Origin of the sequence: Microcoleus sp. Pol12A5, assembly GCF_036701435.1 — a bacterium.
Taxonomy (GTDB): Bacteria; Cyanobacteriota; Cyanobacteriia; order Cyanobacteriales; family Microcoleaceae; genus Microcoleus.
This window is the reverse complement of sequence record NZ_JAUBQU010000135.1, coordinates 1-15,770: the sequence shown is the minus strand read 5'-3', so window position 1 is coordinate 15,770 and position 15,770 is coordinate 1. Positions and strand designations below refer to the sequence as shown.

Genomic DNA, 15,770 nt, shown 5'->3' with positions numbered 1-15,770 from the left:
TACTAGGCTTCCCAACGTTCGGCGACCAATTCAGCCAAGTCAACCACCCGCTGACTGTAGCCCCACTCATTGTCGTACCAAGCCAACAGCTTCACCATGTCGCCATCCATCACCAGCGTCAAGCTGGAATCCAGAATCGAAGAAGCATCACTTCCGCGATAGTCGCATGAAACTAAAGGCAAATCGTTGTACTCCAAAATCCCTTTCATGGAACCGGAGGCAGCTTCTTTGAACACTTGATTTACTTGCTCGGTAAAAGTCTTTTTCTCTACCTGAGCCACAAAATCAACTACCGACACATTGGGAGTCGGCACCCGCATGGCAATACCATTTAACTTGCCTTTCAATTCCGGAATCACCAAAGCCACAGCTTGGGCTGCTCCGGTAGAAGTCGGCACAATATTCATTGCTGCTGCCCGGGCCCGCCGCAAGTCTCGGTGGCTGGCATCCAGCAAGCGCTGGTCGCCAGTATAGCTGTGGGTAGTGGTCATCATGCCTTTGACGATGCCAAAATTTTCGTGCAGCACTTTCAGCACAGGAGCCAGACAGTTGGTAGTACAGCTAGCATTGCTGATGACTGTGTAGTCACTGTGCTTGTAGTTGTGGTGGTTGACTCCCATCACATAAGTGCCAACTTCAGAACCCTTGCCGGGAGCGGTAATTAGCACTTTTTTAGCGCCGGCAGTGATATGCTTCGATGCACCAGCTTGGTCAACGAAGACGCCGGTCGATTCAATAATCAGATCAATACCCCAATCTTTCCAAGGCAAGTTTAGCGGGTTGCGATCGCTCACGCATTTAACTGTCTTGCCGTTGAGAGTAATGGAATTTTCATCCGCACTGATGTCCACATTCTTCAACGTTCCCATCATGGAATCGTATCTGAGCAAGTGAGCATTACTTCTGGGATCGGAAGTGTCATTAATAGCTACCAACTCTAGCTGGCTGTTTTCTCTGCCCAGCCAGCAGCGCGCAAAACTGCGCCCGATACGTCCAAAACCATTGATCGCGACTCGAATCACTTTAGTACCTCCTAACGATGGCAGCCTCTAGCTCAGGCTTAAATTTTGGAAAAATTTAAGAATTGACTTATGAGACAAGATCATATCGCAAAGGTCGATCCTTTCTAACTTTTTGTGTCGATCAAAAAAGCTTGAACTTTTCTAGAAGGCTGAAATTGCAAGGCCGAAGGCATTAGGCTTTCTGCCGCTGGTTACTGGTAAAGCTGATGGGCTGCAATATAAGTCCCGACAACTTCCGGGACTAAGTAACGGAGGTTGATTCTTTCGGCGCAGCAGCGGCGGATGTGGCTCGACGAAATCTCGATCGCAGCCATGGAAAGCACCTCCCAGCGAATTTCCACGTCCAAAAGAGCCATTTGTTCGGCAACTCGCCGGCCCACAGCATTTGCCTGAACCTGCATCCTGTCCCTTGCGGAATCGATGGGTTTTCCACTCGGACAATCTCCCCACTCGGACAGTCCCCCAATCTCCCCGCTTTCTGCTGTCTCTAGATCTTCCTGACTCGGACGTGGGGCTACCAACCAGTCGCACAACCCGCCAATTTCGCCGCACCGGTGCCATTTGGGGAGAGTAAGGAGTGCGTCACTACCAATAATCCAGTACCAGCGATGATCGCCTGGATACAATTTTTGCAAATACAGCAGGGTGTCGATCGCAAAAGAACTGTCGGAGGGATTTGCCGACCGCGGCGAAATTAGGAAGTCGGGGCGATCGGCGATCGCCAGAGCGAGCATTTCCCGCCGCTGCTCAAAACTTGCCAAATCCGGGCGCTCTTTGTGAGGAGGAGAGCGATCCGGTACCCAAATGACTCGATCGAGAGCAAATTGACTCGCAGCCGTCTCGGCTACCAACACGTGACCCCAGTGAACCGGATCAAAAGTCCCCCCCAAAATCGCTATTTTCGCCATATTTCCCCCAAATCAGGATTAATACAGACATCGCGCCACTTTTATTTTTATACGCTTTTAACCACAAGCTCGTTTATTAGAAAACCCTCGGTTTTCATTGGGGACAAACCCCTGGACGACCCTAGTTTCGAGGATCGTCCCGGACGCTAAAACCGGTTTTTTCAACCCCCTTAATTCGTTCAAACCTTCAAGAAGACTTAAAAAACCAGGTTCTGAGCGTCAGAGTGGGTGCGGGACTGGATGATTAACCTTGCCAATATCAATCCCAACTTGTTTTGAGTGCGCGATCGACCGCCTGAGCATTCGTTTGTAGGCGACCGAAAAAGTTTTGACGGTAGATATATTTATCGCAGTGGTAAAAATTTTAAGGGCTGCCAAGATAGTCGATCGGCTTCTCGATCAAAACCAATGATTTGGTTCGATCTATGGCTTTGCGACTATTCCGACTAACTGCATAACTTGTATATATACAATAAAGTAAGAATATATACTATAGCTGCGATCGTGTCAATCTCTGATTTGGGAGAGAAAATGACCGTAAAGGTAGATTTATGACTATAAAAAGAGCGAAATTTGGTCATACGTGGTAGTGTTTGTAAATCCTTATGGGTTTTACCCTCAATCTTGGTAAAAAGGTTGTGGGGCTTTTGCTGCCGTATCCGAGCACAGCAGGCGGATAGAAATAGAAAGAATGCAGGAGTATGCAAGCACCCAAAATTAGTCTGTTGGGCCAGACCCCAGACCCCGTTTTCTGTTACCTGCTATTTTCGAGCTGTGACTGTTCCGGAAAACTACTCGGTACTAAGTCATATAGGATACAAGACAAACATCTCTACAAGTCCCGCAAATCTAGGGACGCGCAGAGAATTTTGTACAAAATCTCTAGCGAACTGTATCCTGAAAAAACAATTCTTGATATGATATCGCGTGTTATTGGCGTGGTGTGGTGTGTGAGGAGCGAAGATGCCGAGTTCTGTTGATTTCAGCGGTAGACCATTTCATTTCATCGGCATTGGTGGGATTGGGATGTCAGCCCTTGCCTACATTCTAGCTAAACGCAAGTTGCCTGTGTACGGCTCCGACATTAAATCGAGTCACATAACCGAGCGCTTGCAAGAAATGGGAGCTCACATTTTTTGGCGTCAAGACGCCAGCAATTTTGAATTATTTCAAACGACCCTTAACGGTAGCAGTCCCGACCGCGAGCTGCAGGAAAGGGCGGTATCCTCGGCAGTCGCTGGTACGGTAGGGACTTCTGTAGCGACAGCGGAAGCTATCCAATTCAACGGCAACGGTTCAAGTGCTCAAGCAATTCCGAAATTGCCTCAAGTAGTATGTTCGACGGCTATTCACCCGGCAAATGCCGAATATCGAGCTGCTTTAGATTTGGGCTGTCCGATTTTTCATCGATCGGATGTGTTGGCAGCGTTAATTCAAGATTACCAAAGCATAGCCGTAGCGGGGACTCACGGCAAAACTACTACTAGCAGCTTAATCGGCTTCATGCTGATGGCTGCGGGTCTAGACCCGACAATCGTAGTAGGGGGCGAGGTAAATGCTTGGGAAGGCAATGCCCGTTTGGGAGAAGGCCCCTACTTAGTTGCCGAGGCTGATGAATCCGACGGTTCTCTCGTCAAGCTGGTTGCCAAAATTGGCATAGTGACGAATGTGGAACTGGATCATCCAGACCATTACGATACCCTTGACCAGGTAATAGACACATTTAAGGTGTTTGCCCAAAACTGTCAAACCTTGGTGGGCTGCATTGACGACCAAATCGTCAAAGACTGCCTTCAGCCTCATGTCAGTTATAGCTTGCAGCCGGACAGCGGTGCTGACTACACGGTTTCGGGCGTGGAGTACGGAGCCGCAAGCACCAAGGCCCGCATTTGGGAGCGAGGAGCTTTGCTAGGGGAAATGGAGTTGAAGTTGCTAGGCACACACAATCTCAGCAATGCACTAGCTGCAGTAGCAGTGGGTCGATTGTTGGGGTTAGAGTTTTCGGCGATTGCCACAGCGATTGCCGGGTTTGAAGGCGCTCGCCGCCGTTTTGAGGTGCGGGGTTTTCACAATGACATCCTGTTTGTGGACGACTACGCCCACCATCCTAGCGAAATTCGCGTTACCTTGGCGGCCGCTCGCTTGCGTATCGAAGGTAGCGAAAAAAATCCCAAATCCCGAAGAGTGGTTGCAATTTTTCAACCCCACCGTTACAGCCGGACTCTGACATTTTTGCCAGAATTTGCTCAATCTTTTGGGGATGCTGATTTGGTTGTGGCTTGCGATATTTATAGTGCTGGGGAACCAAATTTAGGAGAGATTAGCGGGCAGCAGGTTGCTGATTTGATTGCTAAAGAAGGCCGACAGGTTGAGTTTGCGCCTTCTCTGGAGTCAGTCACTAAGTTTTTAACCCAAAATCTGCAAGCGGGGGATTTGGCTCTGTTTTTGGGCGCTGGTAATCTGAATCAGATTATTCCAGAGGTTATGGCTTTTTATCAACCAGCCGATCGCCCCGATTAGCTCGCCAACTGAGTAGAGTCGATCGACATTATGGCGTTGCACGTTGTGCGGAAACTTCTGTCGGGCGGCTCGCTCAAAGCGGCCACATAAGTTAGCTAAATGGATTTTCAACCACGTCTTTGAGCGAAGGTATTTTTAAGGATTTTCAAGATGGTGACTATCTCGAATGACTCCTCTGTTAAGGACAATCGGCGAGTGTATTCTCCTATTTCTTTGCGGGGAACTGATTGCAAGATTAATTCCCAAGTTTCGCTGGCGGGTCTGACTTCCTTCCGAGTCGGCGGCCCTGCCGAGTGGTACGTTGCTCCCCGCAGTATGGAGGCTTTGCAAGCGACTTTTGCCTGGGCACACGATGAAGGAGTGCCGGTGACTCTGCTGGGTGCGGGTTCTAATTTGTTGGTGAGCGATCGGGGTTTGTCCGGTTTGGTCGTCGCCACTCGCTACCTCAAACAGGTGAATTTTAATCCAGAAACAGGTCAACTTACAGCCGGGGCGGGGGAGTCAATTCCCCGCCTTGCTTGGTTGGCGGCTAAACGGGGCTGGAAAGGTCTTGAATGGGCAGTCGGCATACCGGGCACCGTGGGAGGGGCTGTGGTGATGAATGCAGGCGCTCACAGAGGCTGTACGGCTGATATTCTGGTCAACGCTCGCGTCCTATCCCCTGGTGGTAAGGTAGAAATTCTGACTCCCCAAGAGTTGGAGTACCGCTACCGGACTTCGGTGCTGCAAGGGGGCGATCGGCTGGTGACTGAAGCGACTTTCCAGTTACAGCCGGGATTCGACAGAGCGCAAGTAATGGCAGAAACTAATGACCATTTCAGCCAGCGGCGGACAACTCAACCTTACCACTTACCGAGCTGTGGCTCAGTCTTCCGTAACCCCGGCCCCAAGACGGCAGGTTGGTTCATCGAACAAGCGGGACTGAAGGGATATCAGATCGGCGGCGCACAAGTGGCTCAGCGCCATGCTAATTTTATTCTTAACTGCGGGTCGGCAACGGCCAATGATATTTTTCAAGTGATCCGCCACGTTCAACAGCAAGTCGAGCAGCGGTGGTCGCTGTTGTTGGAGCCAGAAGTTAGAATACTGGGAGAGTTTCCCTTCTAAGGCATCATTGAAGTAATACGGAAACGGCAGACTGCCAGCCCACACACCATCACAAAGTAGTTATGACAAAATCAGGACAAGGATTTGGCTTCGGCCTGGGAAAAATGAAAGAACTGACTGAAGCTTTCAAAAAAGCTCAGCAGGTTCAAGAAGGAGCTAAAAAGCTCCAAGAAGAGTTGGATGTAATGGAAATTGAGGGAACTGCCGGCGGTGGCTTGGTCAAGGTTTTTCTCAGCGGCAACCAAGAACCCCGCCGCGTGGAAATCTCACCTGATGCCCTCGGTGAAGGTGCTGATGTGGTTTCTGAACTCGTCACGGTGGCGATGCAGGATGCTTACGCTAAGTCTACGATGACGATGCGGGAGAAAATGGAAGAACTCACCGGTGGACTAAATCTCCCCGGTTTCGGTTAGTCATTAGCGATCAGTCATTAGTCATCAGTCATTAGTTGTTAGCTATCTGTGTTTAAAAAGGAAGCTATAGCTAATGACTGATTAATTTGTCTGAAACACAAAACGTTGGAAAAAGGGGAAAGGAAAAATTTTCTTTCTTCCTTTCTATTAAAAATTACTAATTACTTATTATCAATTAAATGTCTTATAAATTATTGTTTGTCTGCCTCGGAAATATCTGCAGATCGCCCTCAGCAGAAAATATTATGAATCACTTAATTCAACAAGCTGGTTTGAGCGATCATATCACCTGCGATTCTGCCGGAACTGCTAGCTATCACATTGGTAGCCGCCCTGACAGGCGGATGGCATTGGCGGCGAGGAAGCGAGACATTGAATTGTTAGGCGAAGCCCGCCAATTTACCAGGAAAGATTTTGAAAATTTTGATTTGATTTTGGCGATGGATCGGGACAATTATCGCAATATTCTTGCCCTGGATACTACGGGAAAGTATAAAGATAAAGTGCGGCTGATGTGCGATTTTTGTCAGAAATATGACCTGAAAGAAGTGCCAGATCCTTATTATGGTGGACCGGAGGGATTCGATCGAGTAATTGATTTACTGTTAGATGCCTGCGAGGGTTTGTTGGAGTATGTTATCAGTCAGGAAGGCTTAAGGGTTGGTGGGAAGAAGGAAAGTTAGAAAATTGCGATCGACAGCTACTGTAAACTCTCGGTGTGATCGGAAACTATATTTTCTCTCTTCTTTGGAACTATAACTTAAATACTTCTGACAAATCTTCGCCTTAGTACGAGTAAGGCTGTAGGAGGAATAACAGTGATCAAAATTGTAAGTATAGAGAGCGGATTATTTCCACCCCCTCCCCCTAAAAGGATACTGGGAAACAGAGCAAAAGTTAAGCTTGTCAAGACAAAATGGGGAGCATTGATACTCAAAGCAGCAATTGGCAGCAGAATAGAGGGATACCAAGGCATTAGCCAAGGTGTAGCAAACAAAAACAAACTAAGAGTTATCCATCCAATATCTGATACCAAGTTGGTTTCAGAATAGTTGCTGCGGAAGTATGATTTAAGTAACGTCACTAGGTAGTAAATCATCCAGATACAATAGGAAAAAACTTTAAGGAAGGATAGGATACTTTGGCGGGTTTCAAAAGTTATATTTGGGAAGAAGTTCAGACATAAATTTATCAGGTGGTGAAACGAGCGAGCTGTAACCAAGGCTACTCCTGGATTTAACAAACTTTTCCAAGCTGCAACTGTTGGTAAAAAGCTATAAGTTATGACTGTAATTATTAATAAAGAAAGTAGGGATACTGCTGCTAAATCTCTCCACCGACGCTGCTTGCAGAGGAAAACAAAAACTAAGGGAAACCAAATTAGAGGTAATGTTTTTACTAGAAAACCCACCCAAATTGGTAAAATTGCCAAAACATAACGTTGGTAATAAATACATCCTATAAAAACAATCAATGTATTAGCCAGCAAAACGTCAAGATGAGCATTAACTATCTGCTCGTTCAAGAGCATTGGATTGAGTAGATATGCCATTGCGATCAGGCTACGGTTCTCGGGATTTTTGAGTAATCGCCAAATCAAGTAAGCATTTAGTATATGTACGCATAAACATATTATTTTAAAGAAATAAATTCCCACTAACGGGCTAATGGGTACTGCAAGTGCTGATACCGAAAAAAAGAACAGAGAAACCGGGCCGTATGTGGAAGTTTGAAACCAGTGCATGAACGGGGATAAGCTAGAGACAAAGCTATCAGACGTATTCAAGTAAGGATTGATTTTATTTAAGCTCATTACTCCGTAATGCAAGTACATATAAATGTCATTGCTTTGGGGATAAGCTATGAGGGCAATGGCCAGAAAGGGGATTGCATACTTACAAATGTCTAGAAAGCTGGAACTTGTTTGCTTTTTTTGACTTAACCAGATAATATATGTAACCGTTGCTACCAAGTAGGAACCGTTAATTATAAGTCGGATGAGACTGAAACCGCTGGAAGGGAAATCGTTATAGTTTTCTCCACCCTGTAAAACGCTGTAATACTTGGTGATTCCCATTGATGTCATGGCAATACAGAAAATTATGGAAGCTGCTAATGCTGCTGCATATAGAATTTTCTGATTTTTTAAGTAATTGTTGACCATGATGCTATTTATTCAGTGTGGTAAGTAAGCGCAGGTAATTTTCTTGCCCGATCGCGTTGGCGGTTATCTGACTAAATGGTGTTCCATCGCAAAGCGAACGAGTTCTGCTCGGTTGTTGCTTTCAGTTTTTCTGAACAAGCTGCTGACGTGCTTTTCGATAGTTCGAGGGCTGAGGTGGAGCCTGGAACCTATTTGAATATTAGAAAGACCTTCTGTCAGCAAATCTAGCACTTGTCGCTCTCGCTGAGTCAAAGTCGGAGCATTTTGGCTGGGAGATGCCCGTGAAGCGGAGCTATCCCGTAGGGAATCGCCTGTGTTTGACTTTGGAGTTAAAAAATCTGCTTCTGGCTTGTCATTGCCTCTGCTGGGTGCCTCTGTTGGGGTCGGTTCGGGTTCCGGGGAACGAGAGGGGGCCTGAGCGATTAGAGCGTAGCGATCGAGCAAAGAGCGAATAACCGCCCCCAATTCCTGGAGTTCAAAAGGCTTCGCCAGATAATTGTCGCACCCCATCTGATAGCCGCGAATCCGTTCCTGCGTGCTCGTGCGTTCCGTCAAAAAAATCACCGGCAGCAAGCGGAAAGCGGGACGAGTCCGAACTCGCCGCACGAATTCGTAGCCATCCATCTCGGGCATTGTAATGTCGGTAACAATCAAGTGGGGCTGAAATTCATCTACCAGGCCTAAAGCTTCTTTGCCGTTCTCAGCAGCGATTACAGAGTATCCGGTAATTTCTAGATAATCAGTAATTGACAAGCGAGTCGCGAAATCGTCGTCAGCAACCAGAATAGTTAATGGCATGAGGGAATTAAAAATTAAACATTAAAAGTGACTAATTTCACTTTTAATGTTTAATTCTACTGTTTAATTCTCTTGATAACTTGCAGTTAAAGTAGCCGGTTGTCCTAATTTGCCCTCCAAAGCTACGCCGCGCCCGTTGGCTGCCAAATGCCGCAGAGTTTTGTAAATTGTCTCGATTTGCTCTGGTCTTCCTGCTTTTTTTGCTAGTTCTGCTACAGACAGAGGTTTTTGGGCGTCTTTGAGCACTTGCAGTACCCGTTGCTGCAAGTCCAATACAGCAGCGGCCGCTTTTTTGCCTGCTTCAACCCCTGGCTGGTGATAAGCATTGACATTCACCAAGGAACCGTAAAAACCTACGGCTCTTTCGTAGAGGGCGATTAATGATCCTACTGTCCGAGGGTTGACTTGGGGGATTGTGACAGTAATTGAATCTCGGTGATTTTCGTACAAAGCTTGTCGAGTTCCCTGCAACAAACCAGACAAATAATCTCCCGAAGTGACGCCGGTTTCTACTTCTGGGGAAATGCCTTGCCTGTCTTGCAAAACTTCGATAAATGTTAGGAAGAAATTCGGCACGCCGTCTCGCAGTTGCTGGACGTAAGCGTGTTGGTCGGTGGTGCCTTTGTTGCCGTAAACTGCGATTCCTTGATGAACTGTATTGCCGTCTAAATCTTCCTGTTTGCCGATCGATTCCATGACTAATTGCTGCAAGTAGCGGCTGAACAATAGCAGTGAATCTTTATACGGCAAAACTACCATGTCTTTTTCGCCACGTCCGTTGCAGGCAAAATACCAACTCATGGCTAAAAGGGCGGCGGGATTGTTTTTAATGTCGGGAATCCTGGTAGCTTCGTCCATGACTTTAGCGCCGTCGAGCATCGCCCGAATGTCGATGCCTTGCAAAGCTGCTGGCAAAAGTCCAACTGCTGACAATTCGGAAGTGCGTCCTCCCACCCAATCTGCCATTGGAAAAGTGGTAATCCAGCCTTCGGATTTGGCTAATTTGTCTAGTTGGCTGTCAACTCCGGTGATGGCAATTGCTTGTTTGGCAAAATCCAGTTTTTCGGCGGCGAAGGCTTTTTGAACTTCGATCATACCGTTGCGGGGTTCGGGGGTGCCGCCGGATTTGGAGATAGTAATTACTAGGGTGCTGGCGAGTTTGTCTTTGATTTTGTTAAGAATGCGATCGATCCCAGCCGGATCTGTGTTGTCGATAAAATGTATTGCTAGGGGCGGAATGTCTGGGGATAAAGCTTCGGCGACAAATTGGGGGCCGAGGGCGGAACCGCCGATGCCGATCGAAATTATGTCGGTAAATTGCGGAGCAAAGGGCGGTTTAATATCGCGGTTTTGAACTTTCTTGACAAATGCTTCGACTTGTGCTATCCCTTCGACTATTTCTTGTTTTAATTCTGGAGTGGGAGCTAAATCGGGGTTTCGCAGCCAGTAATGGCCCACCATGCGGTTTTCATCGGGATTGGCGATCGCACCTGCTTCCAAAGCTGCGATGTCTTTAAAAGCTTTGTCAAATTTGGGCTTCAGTGCTGCTGCGAAAGCGTCGTCGAATCCCATGCGGCTGATATCGAGGTAAAGTCCCAATCCCTCGTGATAGTAAAGCCAGTCTTGATAGCGTTGCCAGAGTGCTGCGGCGTCCATAGGAATTCTCTACAATTTTTTTAATGTTCGATCGGCGTCGTCAGGAATCCACCAATTGTAGTTTAAAACGATCTGATGTACGGCTTTTGCAGAATCCCAATAAATTTAAGCATTAGTCGTCTGAAGGCAGCCGGAACCGAAGGCAGGCAGAGCTTTCGGCACAATTAAACAATAAAAATATGACTTGGGCAACACTCTTAGTAGGTAGATCCCTCATTAAAGATCGCACCCCATAGATAGATCGAACCGGCACAGAGATTTAAGTGTAATCGGGGTTGGGCTTTGACCCCTCGTTTAACAATATTCAAATTCGGGCGATCTGGATGTGTAAAATAGGCATTGCGGTCAGGTTAAATATACTTTTAGCTGTCACTCAATAATCGGCTAAAAATATAATTAACAACTGTCAACTATCTGAAGTGTAGTATAATATACAGATATTAGAATTAAAGTGCTATCCACTATGCTTACTCTATCTCCCGAATTAAAAGAAAGGTTAGCAACTCCGCTTAAAATCGGCGATTTTGAAGTTAAAAGTCGCGTCCTGCAATCGCCCTTATCCGGCGTTACCGATTTGGTATTTCGCCGCCTGGTGCGCCGCTACGCGCCGGATTCGATGATGTACACGGAAATGGTGAACGCTACGGGTTTGCACTACGTGAAGCAACTGCCGAGAATTATGGAAGTTGACCCGAACGAGCGCCCGATTAGCATTCAATTGTTTGACTGCCGGCCGGATTTCTTGGCAGAAGCGGCGCAGAAAGCAGTGGCAGAAGGAGCAGATACTGTTGATATTAATATGGGCTGTCCGGTTAACAAAATTACTAAAAACGGAGGCGGTTCTTCCCTGCTGCGAGACCCGGAAACGGCCGAGGCAATTGTGCGGGCTGTTGTGGAAGCGGTAGATGTTCCTGTCACCGTTAAAACTAGGATTGGTTGGACTGACAAAGAAATTAATATTTTGGAATTTGCGAAGCGGATGGAAGATGCGGGAGCAAAAATGATTACCGTGCACGGCCGCACTAGATCGCAAGGTTACACCGGCCCGGCAAAATGGGAGTGGATTCGCCGAGTTAAAGAAGTTTTATCGATTCCAGTTATTGCTAACGGGGATATTTTTTCAGTAGAAGCAGCGATGCGATGTCTGGAAGAAACCGGCGCTGATGGAGTCATGTGTTCGCGGGGAACTTTGGGCTATCCTTTTTTGGTGGGAGAAGTTGATTATTTCTTGAAAACTGGTGTGGAAAAGATACCTCCGACACCAATTGAACGTCTCGAATGTGCTAAAGAACATTTGCGGGCATTGTGGGAATATAAAGGTGAAAGCGGTGTCTCCCAAGCGCGCAAGCACTTAACCTGGTATGCTAAGGGTTTCCCCGGCGCTGGGGAATTGCGGGGCGTGTTGGCTGTGGTAGAAACTGTTGAACAAGGTTGCGATTCGATCGATCGCGCGATCGAGCAATTGCCCGCATAAACCTTACCCGCAGATGTCAACTAAGGATTACAGAAACAAAATTTACCTCTGCGGGCTAAGATTTAAGACACAGTTAAAAATTTGTGTGTGGGGGAAAGCATGGATTCTTTAAAAGGGCGAGATTTATTAAGTCTGGCAGATTTAAGCATTGACGAATTAAATTATTTGCTGGATCTAGCAGCCAGTTTAAAATCGGGAATGGTCAAGCTGAAACGCAATAAAGTTCTCGGCTTGTTATTTTCCAAAGCTTCAACGCGAACGCGGGTAAGTTTTACGGTAGCAATGTATAAATTGGGAGGGCAAGTGATTGACCTCAATCCCAACGTTACACAAGTCAGCCGCGGCGAACCTTTGGTAGATACAGCCCGGGTTTTAGACAGATATTTAGACATTTTGGCGATTCGGACTTTCGAGCAAAAAGATTTAGTAACTTTTGCCAATTATGCGAAAATTCCTGTAATTAATGCACTGACCGATGACGAACATCCATGTCAAGTGCTGGCGGATTTAATGACAGTTAAAGAGTGTTTTGGCAAGCTAGAAGGATTGACGCTGACTTATTTTGGCGACGGTAACAACATGGCAAATTCGCTGATGTTGGGCTGTGCAATGACGGGGATAAATGTCAGAATTGCTTGCCCTGACGATTTCAAACCGAATCTTGAGATTGTGGAAAAAGCTAAGGCAATTGCTCAGGGAAAAACAGAAGTTACTGTGACTGCTGATGCGGAAACTGCTGCTAAGAAGGCTCAAGTGATTTATACTGATGTTTGGGCGAGTATGGGACAGGAAGAGGAAGCAAAAATCAGGATTCCTTTGTTTGAACCCTATCAGGTGAATGAACAATTGCTGAAGTTAGCAGATAAGAATGCAATTGTATTGCACTGTTTGCCCGCACACCGGGATGAAGAGATTACCGATGCAGTGATTGAAGGCAGTCAATCCCGCGTTTGGGATCAGGCAGAAAATCGGATGCACGCTCAGCAAGCTTTGCTCGCAAGCATTCTGGAAAGCGATTAGGAATTAGCTAAAAATTAGTCGGTCGGGGGATAAAATCGACCTGCTCGCTACTTTTTGCAGACCGCTTCCGTTATCATTTCATTGGAACGAGGATTATTTGCAACCAGCCTGTAATTATCCGTTTCAACCATAATTAATTGCAATCTCTTAAGTAAAAGAAATGAATCACATCACTCCGACAGACTTACTCGAAAATCTCAAATGGCGATATGCCACCAAACAGTTCGATCCAGCCAAAACAATTGCTCCAGAAATCTGGACAGCTTTAGAAGATGCGTTAGTGTTAACACCATCTTCTTATGGGCTTCAACCTTGGAAATTTCTGATTATCACCAGCTCGGAACTTAAAGAACAGCTCAAGCCCCTGTCCTGGAATCAGTCACAGGTTACTGATTGCTCTCATTATGTTGTGTTCGCGATTAAAAAGAATCTCACTGCCGAGGATGTCGATCGCTTTATAGCTCGCACTGCCGAGCTGCGGGGCGGGAATGTAGAGGCAATGGCAGGATATCGGAGTCTAATCGTCAGTGACTTGGTGGATGGTGCCCGCAGTTTTAATATCAATCAATGGTCAACGCACCAAACTTATATTGCACTGGGCAACTTTATGACCAGTGCTGCATTGCTTGGTGTTGACACCTGTCCAATGGAAGGAATTGAACCTGTCAATTACGATCGCGTGTTGGGTCTTTCTGCAAAAGGCTTTACTACCGTCGTAGCTTGTGCGGCTGGCTATCGCTCTGAAGCAGATAAGTATGCTTCACTCGCAAAAGTAAGATTCCCTAAGTCAGAAATCTTAGAAACTTTATAGAACCCATTTGGTATCTTCTTGAGCGAACTATATGGTTTTGAGGGGCTCGTTTTACCAGAGGATTTAATACCAGAGTCAGGACTTTAAGCTAACAGGCATCAAACCAGATACAACCTAGATACCTCAAAGGCTTGTCAGACAACAAAAAGATCCTAAATGGGTTCTATAAACCCGGGGTACGCTGTAAGTCGATCGTAATAGTGCACCTCGGCGCACCCTAAAAAGATATTAAGAGGCTCCGAAATTCACTTTTGTTACTTCACCTGCAACAACATTAACTGTTTGTTGAATTTGACTTCCGTCAACTTTCAACTGATAAGTTCCCGGAGAAAGCTCGATCGCCCCAAACCATCCTTTACCATCGGCGCGCAGTTGGCGCACCTTGCCTGCAGCATCGATCGACTGCAATGTCAAGCTCGCACCGTCGCAAGTTTGAGCACACGGCTGCAAATTTCCGGTGATCGCACCTGTAGTCGGCCGCGACTTCCAAGGCATATCGGGAACCGCTGCTGCTGTCGCCCACACAGGCTGAGTTTCATAGGTTTTGCCCGTCGCAGCATCAACGTATTGACTCGGCTGCGAAAGCGCGGTGTAAAACAAATCGTTGCTTTGGGGAACGTATTTCCAAGGCTGGCGGGGCAAATCTCCGCTACCGCCCGATCGCAGTTCCACATTCGTGTACACGTTGCTGCTAGCGTAGGAATAGAGCACCGTACCTGCGACGTGATTTCCTTTCGCAGACGGCTGTTCGGCGCGACGAATCTGGCCTAGAGTGTCTTCGATGTAGTTGAGGTAATTGCCGGGGCCGATCGCAATTTGGCGGTTGTACTGGTGGTCTTTGGCGAACTCGATCCAGTGGTCATAAGCGAGTTTTTGCGATGGTTTGTACTCGCGCTGGTAAGTCATCGGCATCGCCATGTCTACGATCCCTTCTTCCAGCCAAGCGCGCCAATCTTGCAATACTTCTTTGTAAGGCTGCGTTTGATACCACCCTGCATCGTTTTTCGGGCCGTCTCCCCAGGCGATCGTGGCGGCGGTAATTTTAACACGCGGTTTAATCGCAAGGCTTTCTACATACAGCTTCCGCACTAAATTTGTCACCTGATCGCGCCGCCACTGCATCCAGGCGAGATCGGTGGGTGCGGGTTTGCCCGATCGACCTGTTTGCTGATTGAAACGGGCGATCGCAGTCGGATTGTAGCCCCAAGTCGGCCCGCCGTAGCGCACGTAATCCAACTGTACGCCGTCCACATCGTAGCGCTCGATCAAGTCCAAATAGACGGAAACAGTATAATCTACGGCGTCTGGATGGCCGGGATCGAGGAAACCGGGTGATTCCCCGCTCGAAGTCAGCATCGCCCAATTGTTGATTCCCGGCGCATTGGGCCCGTGTTGTTGCCAAACGTGACCGGCGGGAAGTTTGGTGCCCGAAACCACCGGCAGCGTCACCATCCAAGCGTATACTTCAATGCCTGCGGCGTGGGCTTTGTAAATCAAATCTTGCAGGGGATCGAAACCCGCCGGAACGTTGGGATCGAGGGTGCGGGGTTCGATCGCACTCGTGTAAAAAGCATCGCCACGGCGGCGGACTTGGGCGACGATCGCGTTGGCATTTGCCCGCTGCGCGTCTGCGATCAATTTTGTGACTTCTTGAGGGGTTTTGAAGCCGGGGTTGAAGGCGTCAACCCAGAAAGCCCGAAATTCGGCGGTTTGGGTTTGCGGGGGCATAGTTGCAATCGCGCGGGATGGGAAGTTGGAGAACCAACCAGGAGTCAGCAGAAAACTAATTGTTAAGCCAATCAGGAACAAGCTTGACAAAAAGAATGTTTTGGTATTTCGCATCAGAAATGTGTGAGAGAGCGTTTAACAGTCCTTTA

The 15,770-nt window shown here is 47.3% G+C and carries 13 protein-coding genes; 7 read left to right on the top strand and 6 right to left on the bottom strand.

Translation table 11 applies throughout. The features are described from left to right. Positions 1-2: 2 nt before the first annotated feature. Together QUA45_RS24415 and nadD are read right to left on the bottom strand one after the other, a co-directional pair. The gene (locus QUA45_RS24415) at positions 3-1,022 is read right to left on the bottom strand and encodes a type I glyceraldehyde-3-phosphate dehydrogenase (protein WP_190656404.1); all 1,020 of its coding nucleotides are present in this window, start codon (positions 1,020-1,022) and stop codon (positions 3-5) included. Between the two features lie 191 nt (positions 1,023-1,213). Continuing rightward, the gene (gene nadD / locus QUA45_RS24410) at positions 1,214-1,930 is read right to left on the bottom strand and encodes a nicotinate (nicotinamide) nucleotide adenylyltransferase (protein ID WP_333222335.1); all 717 of its coding nucleotides are present in this window, start codon (positions 1,928-1,930) and stop codon (positions 1,214-1,216) included. Positions 1,931-2,893: 963 nt separating this feature from the next. Between nadD and murC the strand changes: the two genes are divergently transcribed. The 4 genes from murC (at position 2,894) to QUA45_RS24390 (ending at position 6,653) form a co-directional block, all read left to right on the top strand. Beyond that, on the top strand, positions 2,894-4,450 hold the full coding sequence (murC, locus tag QUA45_RS24405) for a UDP-N-acetylmuramate--L-alanine ligase (RefSeq protein ID WP_333094760.1): 1,557 nt from the start codon (positions 2,894-2,896) through the stop codon (positions 4,448-4,450). Positions 4,451-4,600: 150 nt separating this feature from the next. Further along, positions 4,601-5,557: a UDP-N-acetylmuramate dehydrogenase gene (gene murB / locus QUA45_RS24400; RefSeq protein ID WP_333094759.1), complete on the top strand. Its 957-nt coding sequence runs from the start codon at positions 4,601-4,603 to the stop codon at positions 5,555-5,557. Between the two features lie 62 nt (positions 5,558-5,619). Continuing rightward, positions 5,620-5,970: a YbaB/EbfC family nucleoid-associated protein gene (locus QUA45_RS24395; protein ID WP_006634273.1), complete on the top strand. Its 351-nt coding sequence runs from the start codon at positions 5,620-5,622 to the stop codon at positions 5,968-5,970. 179 nt (positions 5,971-6,149) lie between these two features. After that, on the top strand, positions 6,150-6,653 hold the full coding sequence (locus QUA45_RS24390; RefSeq protein ID WP_333222334.1) for a low molecular weight protein-tyrosine-phosphatase: 504 nt from the start codon (positions 6,150-6,152) through the stop codon (positions 6,651-6,653). Between the two features lie 77 nt (positions 6,654-6,730). Here the strand turns inward: QUA45_RS24390 and QUA45_RS24385 are convergent, their stop codons facing one another. The 3 genes from QUA45_RS24385 to QUA45_RS24375 form a co-directional block, all read right to left on the bottom strand. Further along, entirely contained in the window at positions 6,731-8,134 is a 1,404-nt protein-coding gene (locus QUA45_RS24385) for a hypothetical protein (protein WP_333094757.1), read from the bottom strand. Between the two features lie 63 nt (positions 8,135-8,197). Next, positions 8,198-8,932 (bottom strand): response regulator transcription factor, encoded by a 735-nt coding sequence (locus QUA45_RS24380; RefSeq protein WP_333094756.1) that lies wholly within the window; start codon positions 8,930-8,932, stop codon positions 8,198-8,200. 63 nt (positions 8,933-8,995) lie between these two features. After that, positions 8,996-10,588: a glucose-6-phosphate isomerase gene (locus QUA45_RS24375; protein WP_333222333.1), complete on the bottom strand. Its 1,593-nt coding sequence runs from the start codon at positions 10,586-10,588 to the stop codon at positions 8,996-8,998. Between the two features lie 463 nt (positions 10,589-11,051). Here QUA45_RS24375 and dusB point away from each other — a divergent pair, with 463 nt between their 5' ends. The 3 genes from dusB (at position 11,052) to QUA45_RS24360 (ending at position 13,893) form a co-directional block, all read left to right on the top strand. Beyond that, entirely contained in the window at positions 11,052-12,062 is a 1,011-nt protein-coding gene (gene dusB, locus QUA45_RS24370; RefSeq protein WP_333222332.1) for a tRNA dihydrouridine synthase DusB, read from the top strand. Positions 12,063-12,161: 99 nt separating this feature from the next. After that, positions 12,162-13,082 carry an ornithine carbamoyltransferase gene (gene argF / locus QUA45_RS24365; RefSeq protein ID WP_333094753.1) on the top strand — a complete coding sequence of 307 codons (921 nt, stop codon included), beginning with the start codon at positions 12,162-12,164 and terminating at the stop codon, positions 13,080-13,082. A 160-nt stretch (positions 13,083-13,242) separates the two neighbouring features. Continuing rightward, positions 13,243-13,893: an NAD(P)H-dependent oxidoreductase gene (locus tag QUA45_RS24360; protein WP_333222331.1), complete on the top strand. Its 651-nt coding sequence runs from the start codon at positions 13,243-13,245 to the stop codon at positions 13,891-13,893. A gap of 228 nt (positions 13,894-14,121) precedes the next feature. Here QUA45_RS24360 and QUA45_RS24355 read toward each other — a convergent pair whose 3' ends face one another. Then, positions 14,122-15,621, bottom strand: coding sequence for a family 10 glycosylhydrolase (locus QUA45_RS24355; RefSeq protein WP_333222330.1), 1,500 nt, complete (start codon positions 15,619-15,621; stop codon positions 14,122-14,124). Positions 15,622-15,770 lie beyond the last annotated feature (149 nt).

Bases quoted from the DNA above. Each gene is read 5' to 3' on its own strand.
- argF (WP_333094753.1), top strand. From the start codon at position 12,162: ATGGATTCTTTAAAAGGGCGAGATTTATTAAGTCTGGCAGATTTAAGC.
- dusB (WP_333222332.1), top strand. From the start codon at position 11,052: ATGCTTACTCTATCTCCCGAATTAAAAGAAAGGTTAGCAACTCCGCTT.
- murC (WP_333094760.1), top strand. From the start codon at position 2,894: ATGCCGAGTTCTGTTGATTTCAGCGGTAGACCATTTCATTTCATCGGC.
- QUA45_RS24395 (WP_006634273.1), top strand. From the start codon at position 5,620: ATGACAAAATCAGGACAAGGATTTGGCTTCGGCCTGGGAAAAATGAAA.
- QUA45_RS24360 (WP_333222331.1), top strand. From the start codon at position 13,243: ATGAATCACATCACTCCGACAGACTTACTCGAAAATCTCAAATGGCGA.
- QUA45_RS24390 (WP_333222334.1), top strand. From the start codon at position 6,150: ATGTCTTATAAATTATTGTTTGTCTGCCTCGGAAATATCTGCAGATCG.
- QUA45_RS24355 (WP_333222330.1), bottom strand. From the start codon at position 15,621: ATGCCCCCGCAAACCCAAACCGCCGAATTTCGGGCTTTCTGGGTTGAC.
- murB (WP_333094759.1), top strand. From the start codon at position 4,601: ATGGTGACTATCTCGAATGACTCCTCTGTTAAGGACAATCGGCGAGTG.
- nadD (WP_333222335.1), bottom strand. From the start codon at position 1,930: ATGGCGAAAATAGCGATTTTGGGGGGGACTTTTGATCCGGTTCACTGG.
- QUA45_RS24380 (WP_333094756.1), bottom strand. From the start codon at position 8,932: ATGCCATTAACTATTCTGGTTGCTGACGACGATTTCGCGACTCGCTTG.
- QUA45_RS24375 (WP_333222333.1), bottom strand. From the start codon at position 10,588: ATGGACGCCGCAGCACTCTGGCAACGCTATCAAGACTGGCTTTACTAT.
- QUA45_RS24385 (WP_333094757.1), bottom strand. From the start codon at position 8,134: ATGGTCAACAATTACTTAAAAAATCAGAAAATTCTATATGCAGCAGCA.